A 19990-nucleotide genomic window follows, 5' to 3' on the forward strand; every position below is an offset into this window, starting at 1 on the left:
GCACAGCGCCACCCGCCGACCCGCGCCGCCCGGTACCGGACAACCGGCCGCTTATGCTGCTGCTGCCCAGGGAAAACACCCAGCAGGGCTCTGGCCACAGCAGAGCCCGGGGCCCCGGAGCAGAACCGAGCAGGCACCGTCCGTGGAAGGCAGCACCACATGAGCCCCCGTACCGCAGTGGTCACCGGCGCGAGCAGCGGCATCGGAGCCGCCACCGCGCGCAAGCTCGCCGAGGCGGGCTTCCATGTCGTGCTCACCGCGCGCCGCGCGGACCGGCTGGAAGCGCTGGCCAAGGAACTGACGGAGCAGGGGAGTTCGGCGTCCGTGTACGGGCTGGACGTCACCGACCGGGCGGCCGTGGACGCGTTCGCGGCGGGTCTGGACCAGTACCCGCCGGTGCACGTCCTGGTGAACAACGCGGGCGGCGCCGTCGGCACCGAGCCGGTGGCCACCGCGGACCCGGCCGACTGGCGGGCGATGTTCGAGGTCAACGTGCTGGGCGTGCTCAACGTGACGCAGGCGCTGCTGCCCGCGCTGACCGCCTCCGGCGACGGCACCGTCGTCGTGCTGTCCTCGACCGCGGGCCTGGCCACGTACGAGGGCGGCGGCGGTTACGTGGCCGCCAAGCACGGCGCGCATGTGATCGCCGAGACGCTGCGCCTGGAGCTGAACGGCAAGCCGGTGCGCGTCATCGAGATCGCGCCCGGCATGGTGCGTACCGACGAGTTCGCCCTGACCCGCTTCCGCGGTGACGCCGACCGCGCCGCCGCCGTCTACGCGGGCGTCGCCGAGCCGCTGACCGCCGACGACGTGGCCGACACCGTCTCCTGGGCGGTGACCCGGCCCGCGCACGTGAACGTCGACCTCCTGGTGCTGCGCCCGCGCGCGCAGGCCAGCAACTACAAGGTGCACCGCGAGGAGCCGCAGTGATATCCGAGCCGGAGCTGACGGGCGGCGGACCCCACGAGCGCGGCGAGCCGGACTACGGGGTGCTCGGCACGCCCGACGCCGCCGATACGGCCGACGGTCCCGGCGCCTCGGGCCGCACGGCCGACCTCGTCGTGGACTTCGAGGGCGGCCCGCCCCCGCCTCCGGCCGCCGCCTCCCGCGTACGACCGCCGTGGGTGTGGGTGCTCGGCGCGGCCGTCGTCACCTCCGCGCTGTGGGCGGGCGGCCTGTTCGTGTACGACCGGGGCCACAGCGACCTGCCGGACCTGCACGGTTACCACATCGCCGACAGCCCCTGCGAGGGCCCGACCCTCCAGCCGCTGACCGCCGCCGTCCGGGCCAACAGCCCGGGGAAGCTCTCGGTGGAGACGCCCGAGACGTCGTCGCCCGCGATGCAGCACCTCGGCCCCGCCCTCGACCAGGTCGCCTGCGACTTCTCCACCCAGGCGCCGTACGCGCGGGGCGCCACGATGTCCTACATCGTCGCCGTCGCCGTCGACCTGCACAAAAAGACCGATCCCCGCGTCGAGTTCGAGGACCAGGTGCGGATGATGACCGGCAGCCTCCAGGCCGCGAGCGAGGTCTCGTCGGTGCCGGGACTCGGCGACCAGGCGTACTTCCTCACGCGCAGCGACGAGGGCCAGGAGCTGAAGATCCTGCACGGCGGCGCGGTCATCTCGCTCACCCTCAACGCCTACAGCGACGTCAACGTCTCCGAGGACACCATCAACGGCCTCGACGGGGGCGGCTATCCGCTCTCCCCCGACCTCGTCCAGTACCAGCCCGCGCTGATCGAGACGGCGCGGAACATCATGGGCGTGCTCCGGAAGTAGCCGCGGGCCGCGTGTCGCCCTCATGACGTTGCCTGCGGGCACGGCGTACGCGGCGCGCGAGCCGTACCGCCCGCGCCGTCACCGGCTGCCCGATCAGGACACCGGCCAGGACGAGCGCCAGGCCGCCCCACTGCTGCGCGCCCAGCGTCTCGGCCGCGACCAGCGTCCCGAGCAGGACGCCGGTGACCGGGTTGAGCAGGCCGATCAGCCCGACCCCGGCCGCCGTGAGGTGCCGCAGCCCGGTGAACCAGGCGGCGAAGGCGACGGCCGTACCGACCGTGGTGACGTAGCCGAAGCCCAGCAGCGCGCGGCCGTCCAGGGCGGGCGGCGCGCCCTCAACCGCGGCGGCGACCGGCAGCAGGACGAGCGCGCCCGCGACGAGCTGCCAGGCCGTGGAGGACAGGACGTCCACGGCGCCGCCCCAGCGCTTGGCCAGGATGTAGCCGATCGAGGACATGGTCATGGCGGCGACGGACGCGAGCAGGCCGAGCGGGTCGATGCCGTCCGAGCCGTCGAGCACCATCAGGCACACGCCCGCGATGCCGACGCAGGCGCCGAGCAGCGGCAGCGCGCGCGGGCGCTCGGACAGCAGCGGCCAGGCGAGCAGCGTCATCACGACGGGCGAGGTGGCCATGACGGTGGACGCGACGCTGGTCGGCAGGAGCTGCGCGGCGACGTACACGAGCGCGAAGAACGCGCCCATGTTGAGCGTGCCGAGCACCAGCGACTTCCACCACCACGCGCCGCGCGGCGCCCGCCTGCGGACCGCCAGCAGGAGCAGCCCGGCGGGCAGGGCGCGCAGCACCGCGCCGTACAGCGGGTAGTCGGCGGGCAGTGCCTCGCGGGTGACGTAGTACGTCGTGCCCCAGGCGACCGGGGCGACGGCGGTGACGAGGGACCACCGCACATTAGCTTCCATGGAAGCTAATGTAGCTTCCTCGGAAGGTATTGTGGAGGGCATGAGCGCACGCAGATCGCTGGATTCGCCCGAACCGCTCGATCACGTCGCCCGGATCCAGCGGGAGTGGGCCCGCGAACGGCCGGACGTGGACGTACGGCCGCAGGGCGTCATCGGCCGGCTGCACCGGCTCGCGGGCCGCCTCACCGAGGAGCTGTGCGTCGTCTACCGCGAACACGGCCTCGGCGAGGGCGACTTCGACGTCCTGGCCGCGCTGCGCCGCGCGGGCGCCCCCTTCGAGCGGGCGCCCTCGGAGCTGGCCGAGCACACCATGGTCACGACCGGCGCGATGACCAAACGGATCGACCGCCTGGAGCGCGCGGGTCTGGCGACCCGGCGCCCCAGCGAACTCGACGGCCGGGGCCGGGTGGTCGCGCTCACCGCGCACGGCCGCGAGGTCATCGACCGCGCCTTCACGGCCCACATGGCCAATGAGCGCCGCCTGCTGGGCGCCCTGACCGGCGACGAGGCCGCCCAGCTCGAAGTCCTGCTGACGAAGTGGCTGGCGCGGGTCGAACCGCCCGGCGAGTGACCCGGCCGGTCCGTGGCGGACTCAGTCCTCCGGGTCGAGGTCGACGCGCATCGTGAGCAGGTTGGTCCCGAACGCCCGGACCGCCGCGCTGTTGAACTTCGGCAGCCGCTTCAGCCGCTCACGCGGGTCGTCGTCGTCCACGAGGGTGGCCGTACCGGCGTGCCACTTGCCCTTGATCTGTACGCGGACGCGCGGGTCCGCCTCGATGTTCCGCACGTACTGCGACTGCCGGCCGAATTCGCTGACCCACCAGAAGGTGGTCCCCTCCAGCGCACCCCCCACCGGCGTCCGCCGCGGCTTCCCGCTGACCCGCCCGGTCGTCTCCACCACCGCCGCCCCCGGCGTGAACGCCGCCGTCCGCCGCGCCACCGGATTCACCACCCACCGCTGCCCCCAGACCACCAGCCCACGACCCGCCACACCCACCACTCCCTCATCCACCCGCACCAACCCAACACCCCCACTTCTACCCCCCACCCACCTTCGGCGGGCACCCCCGGCCGGGGCGGGATCGCACAGCGCGGGCACGGGCCCCCGCCCGACGAGCCACCGCCAGCACCTCGGCAGCCCCCGCTTTCGGCGGGCACCCCCGGCCGGGGCGGGATCGCGCAAGGCGGGCGCGGGCACCCCGCCCGACGAGCCACCGCCGACCCCTCGGCACCCCCCCCCGCCTCCGGCGAACACCCCACACGCGGCAGCGGGTTCACACCCGCCCGGCGCGGGCCCGCCCAGCGGAAGCCCGCCGCCCCGTCGACAACCCGCCGCCTTCGGCGGACGCGCCCGGCCGGGGCGGGGTTGCACAGGGTGGACACGGGCCCCGCGCCCGACGAGCCACCGCCAGCCCCTCGACAGCCCCCGCTTTCGGCGGACGCACCCGGCCGGGGCGGGATCGCGCAAGGCGGGCGCGGGCGGCCCCGCCCGACGAGCCACCGCCGACCCCTCGACACCCCGCGCCTCCGGCGAACACCCCACGCGCGGCAGCGGGTTCGCACCCGCCGGGCGCGGGCCCGCTCGGCGGAAGGCCGCCGACCCTTCGGCAACCCCCCGCCTCCGGCGGGCACCCCCGGCCGGGGCGGGGTTGCACAGGGTGGACACGGAACCGTCGCCGGATGGCGGGATGGTGCTGATGTGGTGTGGGTTGACGTGAGCATGTTTGGCGGAGCCAATTCATTGGGGATGATTCCCGCGGCGTTCTTCGCGCGTAGATCCTTACGACAGCAGGGCCGTTGACGCTGGAGCCGCTTGATGCCACACCTTGTGCAGCCAGAGATCAGAGCGTTACCCCGTCCCCCCACTCACCCCCACACCCCCCACCCTCACCCCCCACCGTCACCGCCATCGCGGTCTACCGCTCAGAGCCATCTTGACATGCCCACCTCAGCGCACCCCGGCGCAACTCGTTGCTGAAGTGATCGCTGAAGCGATCGTCCCGCCGATGGAGGTTCCGTGAACCGCACCAAGTCCCTCTCCATGCTGGCCACGTTGGTCATGGGCGCCGCCCTGGCCCTCGTGGGCGTCAGCCCGGCCCACGCCGCAGGCCCCGCCTATGTCGCCCTGGGCGACTCGTACTCGGCCGGAAACGGCGCGGGAAACTACGACAGCGCCAGCGGCGACTGTCACCGCAGCTTCAGCGCCTACCCGTACCTGTGGAAGAACGCGCACGCCCCGTCCTCCTTCGCCGACACCGCCTGTTCCGGCGCGGTGACCTCGGACGTGCTGAACAACCAGCTCGGCCCCCTCAACTCCTCCACCGGCCTGGTCACCATCACCATCGGCGGCAATGACGCGGGCTTCTCCGACGTCATGACCGCCTGCGTGACCGGCTCCGACAGCGACTGCGTCAACCGGGTGAACACGGCGGAGAACTTCGTCAGGAACACGCTGCCCGCCCGTCTCGACGCGGTCTACAACGCGATCCACGCCAAGGCCCCCTCGGCGCACGTCGTCGTCCTGGGCTACCCCGACATGTACACCCTCAACACCTTCTGCGTCGGCCTCAGCGCCACCAAGCACGCCAAGATCGACGAGGCCGCCGACGTGCTCGACACCACCACCGCGGCCCGCGCCGCCGCGCACGGCTTCTCCTTCGGCGACGTCCGCTCGACGTTCAAGGGCCACGAGCTGTGCTCGGGCGACGCCTACCTCCACTCGCTGGTCATCTCGCCGAGCTGGGAGTCGTACCACCCGACCGCGACCGGCCACTCCAGCGGCTACCTGCCGGTGCTCAACGCCAACGACTGACGCCCGCCCCGACCCGCCCGAAGGCCCCCCGCCCGCTCAACCCCCCACCGGGCAGGGGGCCTTCGCGTACGCACGTCGCGGCGGCGGCGGCCTCAGAATTCGACGTCCTTCGTCGCGACCGTCCCCGCCGTGCGGCCGGGGGCCGCCTGGAAGCTCCAGTAGAGATTGGTGTGGGCGATCACCTGGGCCGGGGGCGGCGCGCCCCACTCGGTCAGATCCTCCGTCGTGTGGGCGTCCCCGACCAGCGTCGTGTCGTATCCCCGCACGAACGCGCCGTGCAGCGTGGAGCGGACGCACGCGTCGGTCTGGCCGCCGACGACGATCAGGCGCCCGACGCCGAAACCGGCCAGGACCTCCTCCAGGTCGGTGTCCTCGAAGGAGTCGCCGTACACCTTGTCGATGTGCGGCTCGGCGTCGTCCGCGCCCAGTTCCGGCGCGATCCGCCACGGCTCGCTGCCCTTCGTCCGGTCTTCGCCGGAGTCCTGGACCCAGACCACCGGGGCCTGTTTCTCCCGCGCCCGCGCGACCAGCGCGGCGATGTTGGCGACCACCGCGTCCCGTTCATGGCAGCCGTCGAGCACGCCCACCTGCGAGTCCACCACGAGGAGTGCGGTGTGCGGCCGGTTCTTGAGAGTGGTCATGGTCTTTCCCCCTTGCTCACGCGCCGTTCTGCTCACGCCCTGCGTCGCACAGAGCGTCACGTCCTGCGTCACGTCCTGCGTCCCGTCCTGCGTCCCGTCCGGCGTCACGCTCCGTGTCGGTCTCCGCCACCGTAACCCCCGCCACTGACAACGGGCCCGAGGATCTCTTTGCCGTATCGAGCCGCGCATTCAGGTGATTCCGGTACGAAGGGCGATTTTCAGCCACCTAGTATCTGGTTCCGTGACAGACGGGAAGAGCCGGCGGCGACCGGCCGACCACACCAGCGGGGCGGGCGGCAGCGCGACCGACGTGGTCGTCCTCGGGGCCGGTCCCGCCGGGCTCGTGCTCGGCAACATCCTTGTGGACCGGGGGATCGACTGCGTCGTGCTGGAACGGGCCGGGGCCGCGCGGGTGCGGACCCGTGCGCGCGCCGGATTCCTGGCGGCCAACACCGTACGGATTCTCGAACGGCACGGCCTCGCCGAGGGGTTGCGGCGGCGCGGGCAGCCCCACAGCACCTGCGAGTTCCGTACCGAGGACGGCCGGTTCCGGCTGGACTACGGCGCGCTCGGACAGTGCGAACCGCACACCGTCTACCCCCAACAGGACCTGGTGAGCGACCTGTTGACCCGGTTCCAGGAACGCGGCGGGCAGATTCGTTTCGGCACCGAGGCCGTGGCCGTACGCGACGCCGACGGCGAGCGGCCCGAGGTCGTCGTGCGCGAGGCCGACGGACGGCCGGGCCTGTGGCGGGCGCGGTACGTGGCCGGTTGCGACGGGCGGCACGGCGCCGCCCGGCGTTCGCTGCCGCCCGGCGCCGTCCGCCACCACCGCGATCACGGCGTGACCTGGCTCGGTCTGCTCGCCGAGGCGCCGCCCAGCCTGGACGCGGTCGGATACGCGGTGCACGAGCGCGGGTTCGCCGGGCACATGGCCAGGACCAGCGAGGTCACCCGCTACTACCTCCAGTACGAGCGCGGCGCCCCGGCCGACGCGTGGCCGGCGGAGCGGATCTGGGACGAGCTGGAACTGCGCATGCGGGCACGGGAGTTCGGGCCGCTGCGGCGCGGCCGGTTCGTCCAGCGGTCCGTCGTCGACCTGGAGTCCGACGTGCTCGAACCCCTGCGCCACGGCGCGCTGTTCCTCGTCGGCGACGCCGCCGGTCTGATCAGCCCGTCCGCCGCGAAGGGCGCCAATCTGGCCGTACTCGAAGCGGCGGTCCTGGCCGACGCCCTGGCCGCCGATCTCACGGCCGGGGACCCGCGCGGCCTCGACGCCTACTCGGCGCGCTGCCTGACGCACATCTGGCGGGCGCAGGAGTTCTCGCACTGGATGATCGGGCTGCTGCACGGCCCGACCGGCGCGGACGGCGAGTCGCTGTTCCACAACTCCCTGCGCCGCGCCCGCCTCGCCTCACTGCGCACGTCGCGCAGCCAGCAGGACTGGTTCGCCGAGCACTACGTCGGCGTCTAGCCGTTCCGGCCCGCCGCCCCAACCACCCGCCCGCACAACGCCGTTCACGCACGCCCGTACGTGCGGCCGTATCCCGCACCGCCGCATCCCCGCACCCGTCTCGCGTACACCCGTACGCGGACGACCGAACCCCGGAACGAATGAGGGTCCCCCCGCACATGATCACGGCACTGTCGGGCGAGACGTCCGACGCGTCCCGCCTGCGCGCGACGGTCGACTTCGTCAGAGAGCAGGACACCGCCACGCTGCTCCGGCTCCTGCTTCCCGGGCTCGACGGCCCGGAGTTGCGGGCGCTGGCGGAGCGCTGCGCCTTCTCGCACGCGGCGCTGCTCGTCTTCCCGTCCGGCCGGGCGGAGTTGGAGGCCACGCTCGCCGACTGCGGGCTGGTGGCGGACGCGCCGCCGACGCCGAGCGTCGTCGTACGCGAGCGGCTGGCCGTACGGCACAAGCGGCGCGCGGCGGAGCTGGACGTCGCGATTCTGCGGCCTGCGGTGGAGTGCCGGGACGGGGTACGGCGGACGGTCGAGGTGTTCGCGCTGACCGTGCCACCGGGCTCCGGCCTCGGCGAGGTCGCGGCGTACGAGCGGGAGCGGCAGCACGAGACGCATGTCGCCTTCGAGGTCGAGGCACCGGACCCGCTGGTGCTGCGCGGTCTGTGCGCGGCCTTCGGGCAGTACGGCGCGACGCCCGACGGCGGCGGCTACAACCCGCACGAGAACGGCACGGTGTTCTACTTCGCCGCGCCCGCCGAGGCCAAGGCCGGTTACGGGCGGGTGGAGTTGTACGTGCCGGGCGACCACCGCGACCTGCTCGACGCGCACTTGGAGGCGCATCGGGCGCGGCAGCCCGCCGAGACCTTGCTGCGGCTGCTGACCGGGGCGTGGACGACGCAGGCGCTGGCCGCGTTCGCGCGGCTGGAGGTGGCGGACGCGATGGACGGGGAGCGGGGCGTCGGCCTGACCGAACTGGCCCACACGGTCGGCGCGTTGGCACCCAACCTGGCCACCTTGCTGCGGTACCTCACCATGCTCGGCGTGGTGAGCGAGGACCGCGACGGCTTCCGGCTCACGGACACCGGCGGGCTGCTGCGGGCGGACGCCGAGGGGTCGATGCGGTCGCTGGCGCTGATGTACGGGGGGCCGTTCTACGCGTCCTTCGCCGGGCTCGACCACACCGTGCGCACCGGACAGGTCGCCTTCGAACGGCACTTCGGCGAGAACCACTTCGAGCACTTCGCCCGCGATCCCGAACTCGCCGGGCTGTTCGACCAGTCGATGGCCGCCGGCGCCCGGATGTTCGCCCCGCTGCCCGACCACCCGGTCCTCGTCGCGGCGGCCGGAGGGGCGGCCGGAAGGGCGGCCGAAGGAGCGGCGGCCGAAGGAGCCGAAGGAGCCACCGTGGTCGACATCGCGGGCGGCAACGGCGAACTGCTCGGCCGAATCCTTTCCGCACACCCCCGCCTGCGCGGTGTCCTGCTGGAGCGCCCGCACACCGTCGAGACCGCCCGCCGCCTGCTCGGCGCGGCCGGTCACACCGGGCGGTGCGCCTTCCTCCCGGGCTCCTTCGCCGACGTGCCCGCGGGCGGCGACGTCTACATTCTGTCCCGCGTCCTGCACGACTGGGACGACGACCGCTGCCGCGAGATCCTGCGGCACTGCGCCCGCGCGATGTCCCCGGCCGCCGAACTGCTCGTCGTGGAACGCGTCTTGCCCGACGACGGCTCGGCCTCCCTGGCCACCGCCTGGGACCTGCACATGATGTGCAACGTCGGCGGTCGCGAACGCCGCGCCGACCACTACGCCCGGCTGTTCGCCGACGCGGGCCTCACCCTTGTCGGCCGCTCGCCCCTCCCCCTGGACGGCACCGTCCTGCACGTCCGCAGGGCCTGAGCCGTGCCCCCGCACACGAAGCCGAAGCCGAAGCCGTAGCCATAGCCGCAGCCGAAGCCGTAGGAAGGAACCCGCCACGGGCGCACGGCTCCAGGAGCCGTGCGCCCGACGCGTCAGCCCTTGACGCAGACGACCTGCTTCAGCTTGGCCACCACCTCGACCAGGTCGCGCTGCTGGTCGATGACCTGGTCGATGGGCTTGTAGGCGGCCGGGATCTCATCGACGACGCCGGAGTCCTTGCGGCACTCGACGCCGCGGGTCTGGTCCTCCAGATCGCGGGTGGTGAAGCGGCGCTTGGCCGCGTTCCGGCTCATGCGGCGGCCGGCGCCGTGGGAGGCGGAGTTGAACGCGGCGGAGTTGCCGAGGCCGCGGACGATGTAGGAACCGGTCCCCATGGAGCCGGGGATGATGCCGTGGTCGCCGGAGCCCGCGCGGATGGCGCCCTTGCGGGTGACCAGGAGGTCCATGCCGTCGTAGCGCTCCTCCGAGACGTAGTTGTGGTGGCAGGAGATGACCTCGTCGAAGGTCGGCCGGGCCTTCTTGAACTCCTTGCGGATGACGTCCTGGAGGAGCGCCATCATGATGGCGCGGTTCTTCTTGGCGTACTCCTGCGCCCAGAACAGGTCGTTGCGGTACGCGGCCATCTGCGGGGTGTCCGACACGAAGACCGCGAGGTCGCGGTCGACCAGGCCCTGGTTGTGCGGGAGCTTCTGCGCCTGGCCGATGTGGAACTCGGCCAGCTCCTTGCCGATGTTGCGGGAGCCGGAGTGCAGCATCAGCCATACGGCGCCGGACTCGTCGAGGCAGACCTCCACGAAGTGGTTGCCGCCGCCGAGCGTGCCCATCTGCTTGGTCGCGCGGTCGGCGCGGAACCTCACGGCCTCCGCGAGCCCGTCGAAACGGTCCCAGAAGGAGTCCCAGCCGGAGGTCGCCATGCCGTGGAAGCGGCCGGGCGCGACCGGGTCGTCGTGCATGCCGCGTCCGACCGGAATCGCCTGCTCCACCTGGGAGCGCAGCCGGGAGAGGTCGCCGGGCAGGTCGTTCGCCGTCAGGGAGGTCTTGACCGCGCTCATACCGCACCCGATGTCGACGCCGACCGCCGCGGGGCAGACCGCGCCGTGCATCGCGATGACGGAACCGACCGTGGCGCCCTTGCCGTAGTGGACGTCCGGCATGACGGCCAGGCCCTTGATCCACGGCAGCGAGGAGACATTGCGGAGCTGCTGCATCGCGACGTCCTCGACCGTGGTCGGGTCCGTCCACATCCGGATCGGCACCCGGACACCCGGCACCTCGGTATAAGACATGACAATCCCCCGTAAACGGCAAAATCAAGGATGCCTCACGCGATAAAACCGCCCCAAGAGGTGGTTTGGGTGAAGCTTGCGGTAGACATTGTGTCCACGGCGCACCCGCTCACGCCAAAGGTTTAGCGCGCGGGAGCGGCAGAACCTGAGGGGAAGGGGGCCCGCCCAGTGCGGTCCACGCGAAGTGTCCCGGCGGCGCGAGGTGCCCAGGCGACGCGACGTGCTCCGGCGGGACGCGGCCTCCCGGCCGCCGTCGGCACGGCAGTGACCGCGGTGGCGCTGGCCCTGGCCACGCTCGGCGCGTGCACCGGCGGCGGGGACTCGGCGGGTTCCGCCTCGGACCAGAAGGCGCAGCTCGCGGGCGGCGGCAGTGCGAGCACGGTCTCGCCCGCGCCGCCCGGCAAGTACCAGACGCTGCCCGCCCCCTGCACGGCCGTCGGCCAGGAGCTGCTCAAGTCCCTGGTCCCCGCCGTCCCCGATGTCGCGGGCTCGGAGTCGCTCACGTACGACACGGACCGCCGGGTCGGCTGCTCCTGGCGCGGCACCCGGGCCGACGGCACGTCGAACACCCTGAAGATCGACCTCGAACGCGTCGTGTCGTACGACCCGGCCGTCAGCGACGAGGTCCAGGCCGACCTCGACTTCTCCAACGAGGCGGCCGACGCCTCGATCCCGCCGCTGTCGTCCTCCGCCACCCCGAGCGGCCAGCAGACGACCGCCACGCCGACCGGCGGTACGACGAACGGCAACAATTCCACCACCGGCAGCGGTACGAACGGCGGCAACGGTACGAGCACGGGGTCGGCGACGAGTTCCGGCACGGCCGGTGGCGGCGGCACCGACCTCCTCCCCCGCCGCCTCACCGATGTGGGAAACGCCGCATTTATCAATGACGTCCTCAAGCCCCACGCACAGCCTCCCCGCCGCGACGTGACACTGGTTTTCCGCACCGCCAACGTCCTGGTGACCGTCACTTACGCGGAGTCGTCACCCCGTGGCAGTACGCCACCGGACAGCGCTGACCTGCAAAAAGGCGCCCAGCAGGTCGCGGAGCAGCTCCTGAGGAAAGTCAAGGACTGACCGGGGGCCGACAGCGCGGCCCTTTAGGGTGACCCCCATGGAACGTCGACACACCGCCTCCCGCCTCGCTCTGCTGCTCGCCTGTGCGGCCGTCCCCGCGATGGCTCTCGCGGGATGCTCGTCCGGTTCGGGATCATCCGACGCGAAGTCCTCGGCCTCCTCCTCCACGGGTTCCGGCCCGTCCGGCGGCTCGGCCACCCCGACCCTCGCGCCCGCGAAGTTCGCCGCGCTCCCGGCGTCCTGCAAGGCGATCACGCAGGCCACCGTGAACGCGCTGGTGCCGAAGGCCAAGACGCCCGGCGGCACCCCGGTGAAGTCCGACGACATCACCTCGCGCGCCGGCTGCTCCTGGACGGGCAACGGAAAGGACGGCTACCAGTACCGCTGGCTGTCGGTCACCCTTCAGCGCTTCACGTCCTCCACCGCGCTCGGCACGGCCGAGGACCAGGCGAAGAAGCGGTACACCGAGCAGGTCGGCACGTTGAACCAGGTCCCCGGCGCGGCCTCCGCCACCCTCACCGGCCTCGGCGACCAGGCGGCCTCGGTGGTCAGCAAGGCCACCGTCGCGAAGGTCACCTCGCAGAACGACTCGGTGGTCGTCCGCAGCGGCAATGTCGTGGTCCTGGTGGAGTTCAACGGCGCGGGCCTCGAAGGCAAGAAGAACCCGTCGGCCGGCGACGTACAGAGCGGTGCGCAACGGGCGGCGAAGGAGGCCGTCGCGGCGGTCGCGGCGGCGAACGCGTAACAACTCCCGCTCCCCTCGCCCCGGTATTCGCGCGTTTGTACGGCGTTCGTTCGTCAACGCCGCGCCTCTCCTTCTCACCCGTATGGCAGTCTGGGGCCCGCCGGAGCCGGTACGGCTCCGGTCCGCCAGTGAGGCTGGAGCCAAGGGGTAGGAGGGGTCGCGGGTGGCCGCGATACGTTTGACCCGGACGCACCGCATATTGATCGGCGTGGTCGTCACCGGAGCGGTGGTGATCGCGGGGATCGGCTTCGCCGGTTCGTACGCGGCCGTGCGCTCGCTCGCCCTGGACAAGGGCTTCGGCTGGTTCGCGAACGTCTTCCCGATCGGCGTGGACGCGGGCATCGTCGTCCTGCTCGCGCTCGACCTGCTGCTGACCTGGCTGCGCATCCCGTTCCCGCTGCTGCGGCAGACCGCGTGGCTGCTGACGGCCGCGACGATCGCCTTCAACGGCGCCGCCGCCTGGCCCGACCCGCTCGGCGTCGGCATGCACGCGATCATCCCGGTGCTGTTCGTGGTCTCGGTGGAGGCCGCCCGGCACGCGATCGGGCGGATCGCCGACATCACCGCCGACAAGCACATGGAGTCGGTGCGCATCACGCGCTGGATCCTCGCCCCCATCCCCACCTTCCGGCTGTGGCGCCGGATGAAGCTGTGGGAACTGCGGTCGTACGAGGAAACGATCCGGCGCGAGCAGGACCGCCTGGTCTACCGGGCGCGGCTGCGGGCGCGGTACGGCGTGGCGTGGCGTCGCAAGGCCCCGGTCGAGGCGATCATGCCGCTGCGGCTGGCGAAGTACGGGGTGCCGCTGGCGGAGACGGCCGACGCCGGACTCGAAGCGGCGGGCATCGAGATCACGCGCCCCGCCAAGGAGTTGACGGCCGGGCCCGACTCGGCCGCGCCGATCGCGGCGGAGGCCGCGGAGCCGGTGACGGCGGCGCCGTCGAAGGCCGCCGCGAACGGGACGGTCAACGGGGCGGTGAGCGGAGCCGTGAACGGGGCGGTGAACGGCCATGTGAACGGCCACGCCCTCCCGAACGGCGTTCCCGACCTCGCGGCCGAGGCGGCCGCGGCCCTCGCGGAGGCGGCCCGGCAGCAGCAAAGCGCCCAGCAGAACGGACTCGCGGGCGGACAACCGGGCGGACAGCAGGCGGGGCAGCAGGACGGGCGCCAGTTCCAGCCGCAGTCGGAGTTCGAGCACCAACAGGCGTACGAGCAGCGGCAGTTCGAGCAGTTCCAGCAGTATCAGCAGTACAACCAGCAGCCGTACCCGCAGGAGTGGCCCCAGCAGGACACGCCGGGCGCGCACGACAGCCCGTGGTTCGCCGCCGCCCAGCTCCAGGCCCAGCGCGAGCAGCAGGCGTTCATGGCGCAGCAGATGCAACAGGCCCAGCAGCAGGGGCAGCAGGGCCAACAGGGCCAACAGATCCAGCAGCAGCCGGAGCCGGAGCAGCCGCAGATCATGGTCCCGGCCGGCCCCAACCGGTCGCGCCCGCTGGGCGGTTCCGGACTGAACGGCAGCGCCGCCGCCGCGCAGCAGCGCTTCCAGCAGGGCCCCGAGCCGCAGTACGCCGCTCCGGAGCCGGAAGCGGTGCCCGCACCCGAGCCGGAGCAGCCTCCGGCGCCGGAATTCGTCTCGGGCCTCGAATTCCCCGACGGCATCTCGCAGGACGAGGCGTTCTTCGGCGCCTACCGCCGCTACGTCCGCGAATTCGGCACCTTCCCCAACGCCCGGCAGTTCGCCCGCTACCTCTCCGACATGTACACCGGTACGCCGCCGGAGGAGCGCGAGCTGGTCCCGTCCCTGCGCGACCTGCGCTACCGCTTCCAGTCCGAGTCGGACACCGAGCACATCCCGTAGACCGGGGGCCGTGAACCACAGGCCGCAGGCCGGGGGCCACGCATACGACGGGGGCGGAACCGCGGTCGCGGTCCCGCCCCCGATGCCGTACGAGCCCTTACGCGCCCGCGCCCTCGCCCGCGCCCAGCAGCGTGCGGACGCGGTCGGCGCCCACCGCGAGGAGCAGCGTCGGAAGGCGCGGACCTGTGTCGCGGCCGACCAGCAGCTCGTAGAGCAGGGCGAAGAACGACCGCTGGGCGACCTTCAGCTCAGGAGTCGGCTTGGCGTCCGGCTCAAGACCGGCCAGCACCTTGGGCACGGCGTAGACGAGGGTCGTCAGACCGTCCAGCGACCAGTGCGAGTCGAGGCCGTCCACCAGGAGCTTGAGCCCGGCGCGCTCGCTGTCGCCGAGGGCGGCGAGGCGGGCGGTGTCAGGCTCGGCGCGCACCACGGTGCGCTGCTCGGCGGGCACCTGGGTGGTGATCCAGGACTCGGCGCGGTCGAGCCGGGGCCGCACCTCGTCCAGCGAGCCGATCGGCCGGTCCGGGTCCAGCTCGGTCAGGATGCGCAGCGTCTGGGCCTCGGCGCCCGCGGTGATGTCGGCGACGGACGCCAGCGTGCGGTACGGCAACGGCCGCGCGGTACGCGGCAGCTCACCGGCGGCGGTGCGGGCGGCCCTGCTGTGCGCGGCGACGTCGGCCGGGAGCGCGGTGCCCTCGGCGACCTTCCGCTCCAGCGCGTCCCACTCGTCGTAGAGCCGCTGGATCTCCTGGTCGAAGGCGATCTTGAAGGACTGGTTGGGGCGGCGGCGGGCGTAGAGCCAGCGCAGGATCTGCGGCTCCATGATCCGCAGCGCGTCGGCGGGGACGGGCACACCGCCCTTGGACGACGACATCTTGGCCATGCCGGAGATGCCGACGAAGGCGTACATCGGGCCGATCGGCTGCTTCCCGCCGAAGATCGGGCCGACGATCTGCCCGCCGACCTGGAACGACGAGCCCGGCGAGGAGTGGTCGACGCCCGACGGCTCGAAGATCACGCCCTCGTACGCCCAGCGCATCGGCCAGTCGACCTTCCACACCAGCTTGCCGCGGTCGAACTCCTCCAGCCGGACCGTCTCCCCGTGCCCGCAGGCGCAGGTGTACGTCAGCTCGGTCGTCTCGTCGTCGTACGCGGTGACCGTGGTGAGGTCCTTGCCGCAGACCGCGCAGTACGGCTTGTACGGGAAGTAGCCCACGCCGGAGCCGCTGCCGTCGTCCTCGCCCGCCGCGCCCGAGCCCTCGGCGGCCTCCAGCTCGGCCGCGTCCACCGGCTTCTGCGACTGCTGCTTGGCCGGGGCCTTCTTCGTCCGGTACTGGTCGAGGATCGCGTCGATGTCGGCGCGGTGCCGCACCGCGTGCAGGATCTGCGCGCGGTAGGCGCCCGCCTGATACTGGGCGGTCTGGCTGATGCCGTCGTACTCCACGCCCAGCTCGGCCAGCGACGCGGCCATCTGCGCCTTGAAGTGCTCCGCCCAGTTCGGATACGAGGACCCGGCGGGCGCGGGCACCGAGGTCAGCGGCTTGCCGATGTGCTCGGCCCACGACTCGTCGACCCCGGGGATGCCGACCGGGACCTTGCGGTACCGGTCGTAGTCGTCCCAGGAGATCAGGTGCCTGACCTCGTGCCCGCGCCTGCGCACCTCGTCGGCGACCAGGTGCGGGGTCATGACCTCGCGCAGATTCCCGAGGTGGATCGGGCCCGAGGGGCTGAGCCCGGACGCGACGACAACGGGTTTCCCGGGTGCGCGGCGCTCCGACTCGGCGATGACGTCGTCCGCGAAACGGGAGACCCAGTCGGCCTCGTTGCTCTCAGCCACGGTCCTCTTCTTCCTGAGGGTTCGATGGGGGTGTTCCGACGGCTCCGATTCTCCCAGACATCCGGCCCCCGATCGCCAGCGGATAACCCGGCCTGTGGATAACTCGCCCGCTCCGTCCCCACCTGTGGATAACCGGCTCGGCCCATCGGGGCTCGCGTGGGACACTGGGACCTCGCCTCACCGCGAGGCGAAGTCCGCTATCCACGACACACGGAACGGCACACCCATGGCCTCGGTCACCTCCCTGTCCGCTTCACTCCAGCAGCGTGTCTCGGCCGCCCTCGCGGCCGCCGTGCCGTCGGCCGACGGTGCCGACCCGCTGCTGCGCCGAAGCGACCGGGCCGACTTCCAGGCCAACGGCGTGCTGGGCCTCGCCAAGAAGGCGAAGGCCAATCCCCGGGAGCTGGCCGCCGCCGTGCTGGCCGGGCTGCCCGCGGACGGCCCCGACGGCCTGATCGGCGAGATCGAGGTGTCAGGACCCGGCTTCCTCAACATCTCGGTCACGGACACCGCGATCACCGCCAACCTCGCGCTGCGGGCAGCGGACGACCGGCTCGGCGTACCCCTGGCCGAGCACCCCGGCACCACCGTCATCGACTACGCGCAGCCGAATGTCGCCAAGGAGATGCACGTCGGGCACCTGCGGTCCTCCGTCATCGGCGACGCGATCGTGCGGATTCTGCGGTTCAGCGGCGAGACGGTGATCCCGCGGCACCACATCGGCGACTGGGGCACCCAGTTCGGCATGCTCGTCCAGTACCTGATGGAGCACCCGGACGAGCTGGAGAGCACACAGACCACCGCGGACTCCGCGGTGGCCGGTGAGGCGTCGATGTCCCGGCTCGACCGGCTCTACAAGTCGTCGCGGACGCTCTTCGACTCCGACGAGGCGTTCAAGGACCGGTCCCGCAAGCGGCTGGTCGAGCTCCAGTCGGGCGACGCGGAGACGCTGAAGATCTGGCAGTGGCTGGTCGACGAGTCGCTGATCTACTTCCACTCCGTCTACGACAAGCTCGACATCGCGATCCAGGACGAGGACATCGTCGGCGAGTCCGGGTACAACGACATGCTGGTGGAGACCAGCGACCTGCTGGAGAAGTCCGGTGTCGCGGTCCGGTCCGACGGCGCGCTGTGCGTGTTCTTCGACGACATCAAGGGCAAGGACGGCGAGCCGGTCCCGCTCATCGTCCGCAAGTCCGACGGCGGCTTCGGCTACCCGGCCACCGACCTGTCGGCGGTGCGGGACCGGACGCAGAATCTGCACGCCACCACCTTGCTGTACGTGGTGGACGCCCGGCAGGCGCTGCACTTCCGGATGGTCTTCGAGACCGCCCGGCGGGCGGGCTGGCTGACCGACGAGGTCACCGTCAAGCACATCCCGTTCGGCACGGTGCTCGGCAAGGACGGCAAGCCGTTCAAGACCCGGGCGGGCGAGAGCGTCAAGCTGGAGGACCTGCTGGACGAGGCGGTGGAGCGGGCGACGGCCGTCGTCAAGGAGAAGGACACCAAGGGCGAGCTGTCGGACGCGGAGGTCGCCGAGCGCGGCACCGAGGTCGGCATCGGCGCGGTGAAGTACGCGGACCTGTCCACGTCCCTGGGCCGGGACTACGTCTTCGACCTGGACCGGATGGTGTCGCTCAACGGCGACACGAGCGTGTACATCCAGTACGCGTACGCCCGGATCCAGTCGATCATCCGGCGCTCGGGCGACGCGCGGCCCGCGGCCCACCCCGAGCTGCCGCTGGCACCCGCCGAGCGCGCGCTGGGGCTGCTGCTCGACGAGTTCGGCGAGGCGCTGGCCTCGACGGCGGAGACGTACGAGCCGCACAAGCTCGCCGCGTATCTCTTCTCGGTGGCCTCGGCGTTCGCGACGTTCTACGAGCAGTGCCCGGTCCTCAAGGCGGACAGCCCCGCCGTGGTGGAGAACCGGCTCTTCCTCTGCGACGTCACCGCCCGCACCCTGCGGCAGGGTCTGACGCTGCTCGGTATCCGTACCCCCGAGCGCCTCTAGGAGCTAGGACCCCTCGGGCCCCTCCGGCTCGCGGAAGATCGCCGCTGTGTCGAAGTCCCCCTGGACGACGTCGTAGGCGAGCGCCGCGAGCCGCAGGTGGTGCGCGCGGGCGTAGCGGCGGAAGGCGCCGAAGGCGTCGTCCACCGACAGACCCCAGCGCTCGGCGAGCACGCCCTTGGCCTGCTCGATCACGATCCGGTTGGTCAGCGCGGTCTGGAGCTGCACGCGCTCGACCTGGCTGCGCTCCAGGGTCCGCTGCTGGAGGATCGCGATCGTGGCGATGTCCGCGAGCGCCTGCGCCAGCAGCCGGTCCTCCTCGCTGATCGGCGTCGACTCGCGCTGGAAGAGGCTGAGCGCGCCCACCACCCGCTGCCGCAGCCGCATCGGGAAGGCGTGGGTGCGGACGAATCCGGCCTCGGTGGCCCGCGTGGTGAAGTGCGGCCAGCGGGTCCGGGTGATCGGCGCGGTCAGGTCCACGTCGATGCGGGCGTCGCCGGTGCGGAAGCACTCCACGCACGGGCCCTGGTCGTGCTGGGACGCGAAGAGTTCCAGCAGCCGGGTGCTCTCGTCGGACGCGGCCAGCGGGTGCAGCGTGCCGTGCTCGTCCACGAGCAGGATGCCGACCGTCGCGATGTCCAGCAGTTCCGCGCAGCGCTGGGCGAGCCGCTGGAGGAAGTCGATGATGTCGAAGTCGTCGGTGAGCGAGTCGGCGACCTCCACGAAGACTTCGGTGAGGCGTTGCACACGCGTCATGGGGATCAGTCCTTGTCTGCTGCGGTGGAGGGGAGGGTGCCGTCGCCGTTGACATCGAGGCGCAGCCGTCTGGCCACCACATCATGCGCCACGACGCGGATGGGCCGCCCGCTCCGGAAGGCGTGCGCCCGCAGCCGCAGGAGCGCGTCCGCGAGCGGGAGGCCGAGTTGCACGCTCGCCATGCCCGCCGCCTGGTGGACGACGGCGCTGTACAGCGTGCCGGGCAGTTCGGCGCCGCCCTCGTCCCCCAGGTAGCGGGCGGCCAGCGCGTCGGCGAGGACGAGGGCGTCGCCGGTCTGTTCGGTGCCGAGCGCCCCGGCCGTGGCGCGTACGGCGGTCAGCACGCCGATCCGGATGGCGCCGAGCGCGATCGGGAAGCAGAACACCGCGCGGACCGGCAGCCGTTCGGCCTCCGGCACCAGCGCGGGCCAGCGGTCGGCGCGCACGCGGCGCAGGTCGGGTGCCAGGACGGCGTGGCCGGTACGTACGGCGTCGGCGGCCGGGCCCTCGCCGACGGTGTACTGCAAGTCCTCGAAGGCACGGCTCAACGGGCCGGAGCACCAGAGCACTTCGGCCGCCTCCCGGCTCCCCGGGGTCTTCCCCGGCGAGGTATCCCCCGCCAGAGCCGTCGACACGCCGTCCACCCCGAGCGCCACGGCCGCGAGACGCGCCCGCTGCGGCCACTCGCCCCGGCGCAGCGACACCAGTGCTTCCGCCATCGCGTCACTGATCACGGCTCAGCGCCCAACACCCTTTGTCCTGCGGCTGATCTGTCCGAGCGGCCACCCGCATGGCGTCCCCTCAGCCGGGTGTTGTACGGACGACGGACGCCGTGCGCCCGCCGACCTTATCCCCTGCGTGCGCGATCGCCCCGTTTTCCGGA

General features: G+C 72.2%; 17 protein-coding genes. 10 read left to right on the forward strand and 7 right to left on the reverse strand.

Annotated features, from left to right (window positions below):
• Nucleotides 1–159 precede the first annotated feature (159 nt).
• Together ABZX65_RS18675 and ABZX65_RS18680 are read left to right on the forward strand one after the other, a co-directional pair.
• Nucleotides 160–930 carry an SDR family oxidoreductase gene (locus tag ABZX65_RS18675; protein ID WP_355340578.1) on the forward strand — a complete coding sequence of 257 codons (771 nt, stop codon included), beginning with the start codon at nt 160–162 and terminating at the stop codon, nt 928–930.
• Entirely contained in the window at nt 927–1781 is an 855-nt protein-coding gene (locus ABZX65_RS18680; RefSeq protein WP_355340581.1) for a hypothetical protein, read from the forward strand. The genes ABZX65_RS18675 and ABZX65_RS18680 overlap by 4 nt, the downstream gene beginning before the upstream one ends.
• Here the strand turns inward: ABZX65_RS18680 and ABZX65_RS18685 are convergent.
• The gene (locus ABZX65_RS18685; protein ID WP_355340584.1) at nt 1759–2700 is read right to left on the reverse strand and encodes an EamA family transporter; all 942 of its coding nucleotides are present in this window, start codon (nt 2698–2700) and stop codon (nt 1759–1761) included. The genes ABZX65_RS18680 and ABZX65_RS18685 overlap by 23 nt on opposite strands.
• Nucleotides 2701–2740: 40 nt before the next feature.
• Between ABZX65_RS18685 and ABZX65_RS18690 the strand changes: the two genes are divergently transcribed.
• Nucleotides 2741–3271 (forward strand): MarR family transcriptional regulator, encoded by a 531-nt coding sequence (locus ABZX65_RS18690; RefSeq protein ID WP_355340587.1) that lies wholly within the window; start codon nt 2741–2743, stop codon nt 3269–3271.
• A gap of 21 nt (nt 3272–3292) precedes the next feature.
• Here the strand turns inward: ABZX65_RS18690 and ABZX65_RS18695 are convergent, their stop codons facing one another.
• Nucleotides 3293–3652, reverse strand: coding sequence for a nitroreductase/quinone reductase family protein (locus tag ABZX65_RS18695; protein WP_355340737.1), 360 nt, complete (start codon nt 3650–3652; stop codon nt 3293–3295).
• 1065 nt (nt 3653–4717) lie between these two features.
• Here ABZX65_RS18695 and ABZX65_RS18700 point away from each other — a divergent pair.
• Nucleotides 4718–5512, forward strand: coding sequence for an SGNH/GDSL hydrolase family protein (locus ABZX65_RS18700; protein WP_355340590.1), 795 nt, complete (start codon nt 4718–4720; stop codon nt 5510–5512).
• A gap of 92 nt (nt 5513–5604) precedes the next feature.
• Here the strand turns inward: ABZX65_RS18700 and ABZX65_RS18705 are convergent, their stop codons facing one another.
• Entirely contained in the window at nt 5605–6153 is a 549-nt protein-coding gene (locus ABZX65_RS18705; RefSeq protein ID WP_355340593.1) for an isochorismatase family protein, read from the reverse strand.
• A 310-nt stretch (nt 6154–6463) separates the two neighbouring features.
• Here ABZX65_RS18705 and ABZX65_RS18710 point away from each other — a divergent pair, with 310 nt between their 5' ends.
• Nucleotides 6464–7627 (forward strand): 4-hydroxybenzoate 3-monooxygenase, encoded by a 1164-nt coding sequence (locus ABZX65_RS18710; RefSeq protein ID WP_355340740.1) that lies wholly within the window; start codon nt 6464–6466, stop codon nt 7625–7627.
• A 158-nt stretch (nt 7628–7785) separates the two neighbouring features.
• Complete coding sequence (locus ABZX65_RS18715) at nt 7786–9516, forward strand: methyltransferase (protein ID WP_355340596.1); 1731 nt, start codon at nt 7786–7788, stop codon at nt 9514–9516.
• Nucleotides 9517–9629: 113 nt separating this feature from the next.
• Here ABZX65_RS18715 and ABZX65_RS18720 read toward each other — a convergent pair whose 3' ends face one another.
• Entirely contained in the window at nt 9630–10823 is a 1194-nt protein-coding gene (locus ABZX65_RS18720) for an RtcB family protein (RefSeq protein ID WP_355340599.1), read from the reverse strand.
• Nucleotides 10824–11096: 273 nt separating this feature from the next.
• On the opposite strand from ABZX65_RS18720, the gene ABZX65_RS18725 reads away from it, so the two are divergent.
• From ABZX65_RS18725 to ABZX65_RS18735, 3 genes are all read left to right on the forward strand, one after another.
• Nucleotides 11097–11903, forward strand: a complete 807-nt coding sequence (locus tag ABZX65_RS18725; RefSeq protein WP_355340601.1) for a hypothetical protein — start codon at nt 11097–11099, stop codon at nt 11901–11903.
• 37 nt (nt 11904–11940) lie between these two features.
• Complete coding sequence (locus ABZX65_RS18730) at nt 11941–12648, forward strand: DUF3558 domain-containing protein (protein WP_355340604.1); 708 nt, start codon at nt 11941–11943, stop codon at nt 12646–12648.
• 163 nt (nt 12649–12811) lie between these two features.
• Nucleotides 12812–14506, forward strand: a complete 1695-nt coding sequence (locus tag ABZX65_RS18735; protein WP_355340607.1) for a DUF2637 domain-containing protein — start codon at nt 12812–12814, stop codon at nt 14504–14506.
• Nucleotides 14507–14603: 97 nt separating this feature from the next.
• Here the strand turns inward: ABZX65_RS18735 and lysS are convergent, their stop codons facing one another.
• Nucleotides 14604–16343: a lysine--tRNA ligase gene (gene lysS / locus ABZX65_RS18740; RefSeq protein ID WP_355340610.1), complete on the reverse strand. Its 1740-nt coding sequence runs from the start codon at nt 16341–16343 to the stop codon at nt 14604–14606.
• Between the two features lie 226 nt (nt 16344–16569).
• Here lysS and argS point away from each other — a divergent pair, with 226 nt between their 5' ends.
• Nucleotides 16570–18354, forward strand: a complete 1785-nt coding sequence (argS, locus tag ABZX65_RS18745) for an arginine--tRNA ligase (protein WP_355340613.1) — start codon at nt 16570–16572, stop codon at nt 18352–18354.
• Between the two features lie 3 nt (nt 18355–18357).
• Here argS and ABZX65_RS18750 read toward each other — a convergent pair whose 3' ends face one another.
• On the reverse strand, nt 18358–19107 hold the full coding sequence (locus ABZX65_RS18750; protein WP_355340616.1) for a GAF and ANTAR domain-containing protein: 750 nt from the start codon (nt 19105–19107) through the stop codon (nt 18358–18360).
• 5 nt (nt 19108–19112) lie between these two features.
• Nucleotides 19113–19826, reverse strand: coding sequence for a GAF and ANTAR domain-containing protein (locus tag ABZX65_RS18755; protein WP_355340618.1), 714 nt, complete (start codon nt 19824–19826; stop codon nt 19113–19115).
• Nucleotides 19827–19990: the final 164 nt, after the last annotated feature.

Source organism: Streptomyces sp. NPDC003300, assembly GCF_040610915.1.
Taxonomy (GTDB): Bacteria; Actinomycetota; Actinomycetes; order Streptomycetales; family Streptomycetaceae; genus Actinacidiphila.

Excerpts from the sequence above, each read along its gene's own strand:
- ABZX65_RS18755 (WP_355340618.1), bottom strand. The coding sequence starts at position 19,826 with ATGGCGGAAGCACTGGTGTCGCTGCGCCGGGGCGAGTGGCCGCAGCGG.
- ABZX65_RS18730 (WP_355340604.1), top strand. The coding sequence starts at position 11,941 with ATGGAACGTCGACACACCGCCTCCCGCCTCGCTCTGCTGCTCGCCTGT.
- ABZX65_RS18690 (WP_355340587.1), top strand. The coding sequence starts at position 2,741 with ATGAGCGCACGCAGATCGCTGGATTCGCCCGAACCGCTCGATCACGTC.
- ABZX65_RS18685 (WP_355340584.1), bottom strand. The coding sequence starts at position 2,700 with ATGGAAGCTAATGTGCGGTGGTCCCTCGTCACCGCCGTCGCCCCGGTC.
- argS (WP_355340613.1), top strand. The coding sequence starts at position 16,570 with ATGGCCTCGGTCACCTCCCTGTCCGCTTCACTCCAGCAGCGTGTCTCG.
- ABZX65_RS18715 (WP_355340596.1), top strand. The coding sequence starts at position 7,786 with ATGATCACGGCACTGTCGGGCGAGACGTCCGACGCGTCCCGCCTGCGC.
- ABZX65_RS18750 (WP_355340616.1), bottom strand. The coding sequence starts at position 19,107 with ATGACGCGTGTGCAACGCCTCACCGAAGTCTTCGTGGAGGTCGCCGAC.
- ABZX65_RS18720 (WP_355340599.1), bottom strand. The coding sequence starts at position 10,823 with ATGTCTTATACCGAGGTGCCGGGTGTCCGGGTGCCGATCCGGATGTGG.
- ABZX65_RS18705 (WP_355340593.1), bottom strand. The coding sequence starts at position 6,153 with ATGACCACTCTCAAGAACCGGCCGCACACCGCACTCCTCGTGGTGGAC.
- ABZX65_RS18675 (WP_355340578.1), top strand. The coding sequence starts at position 160 with ATGAGCCCCCGTACCGCAGTGGTCACCGGCGCGAGCAGCGGCATCGGA.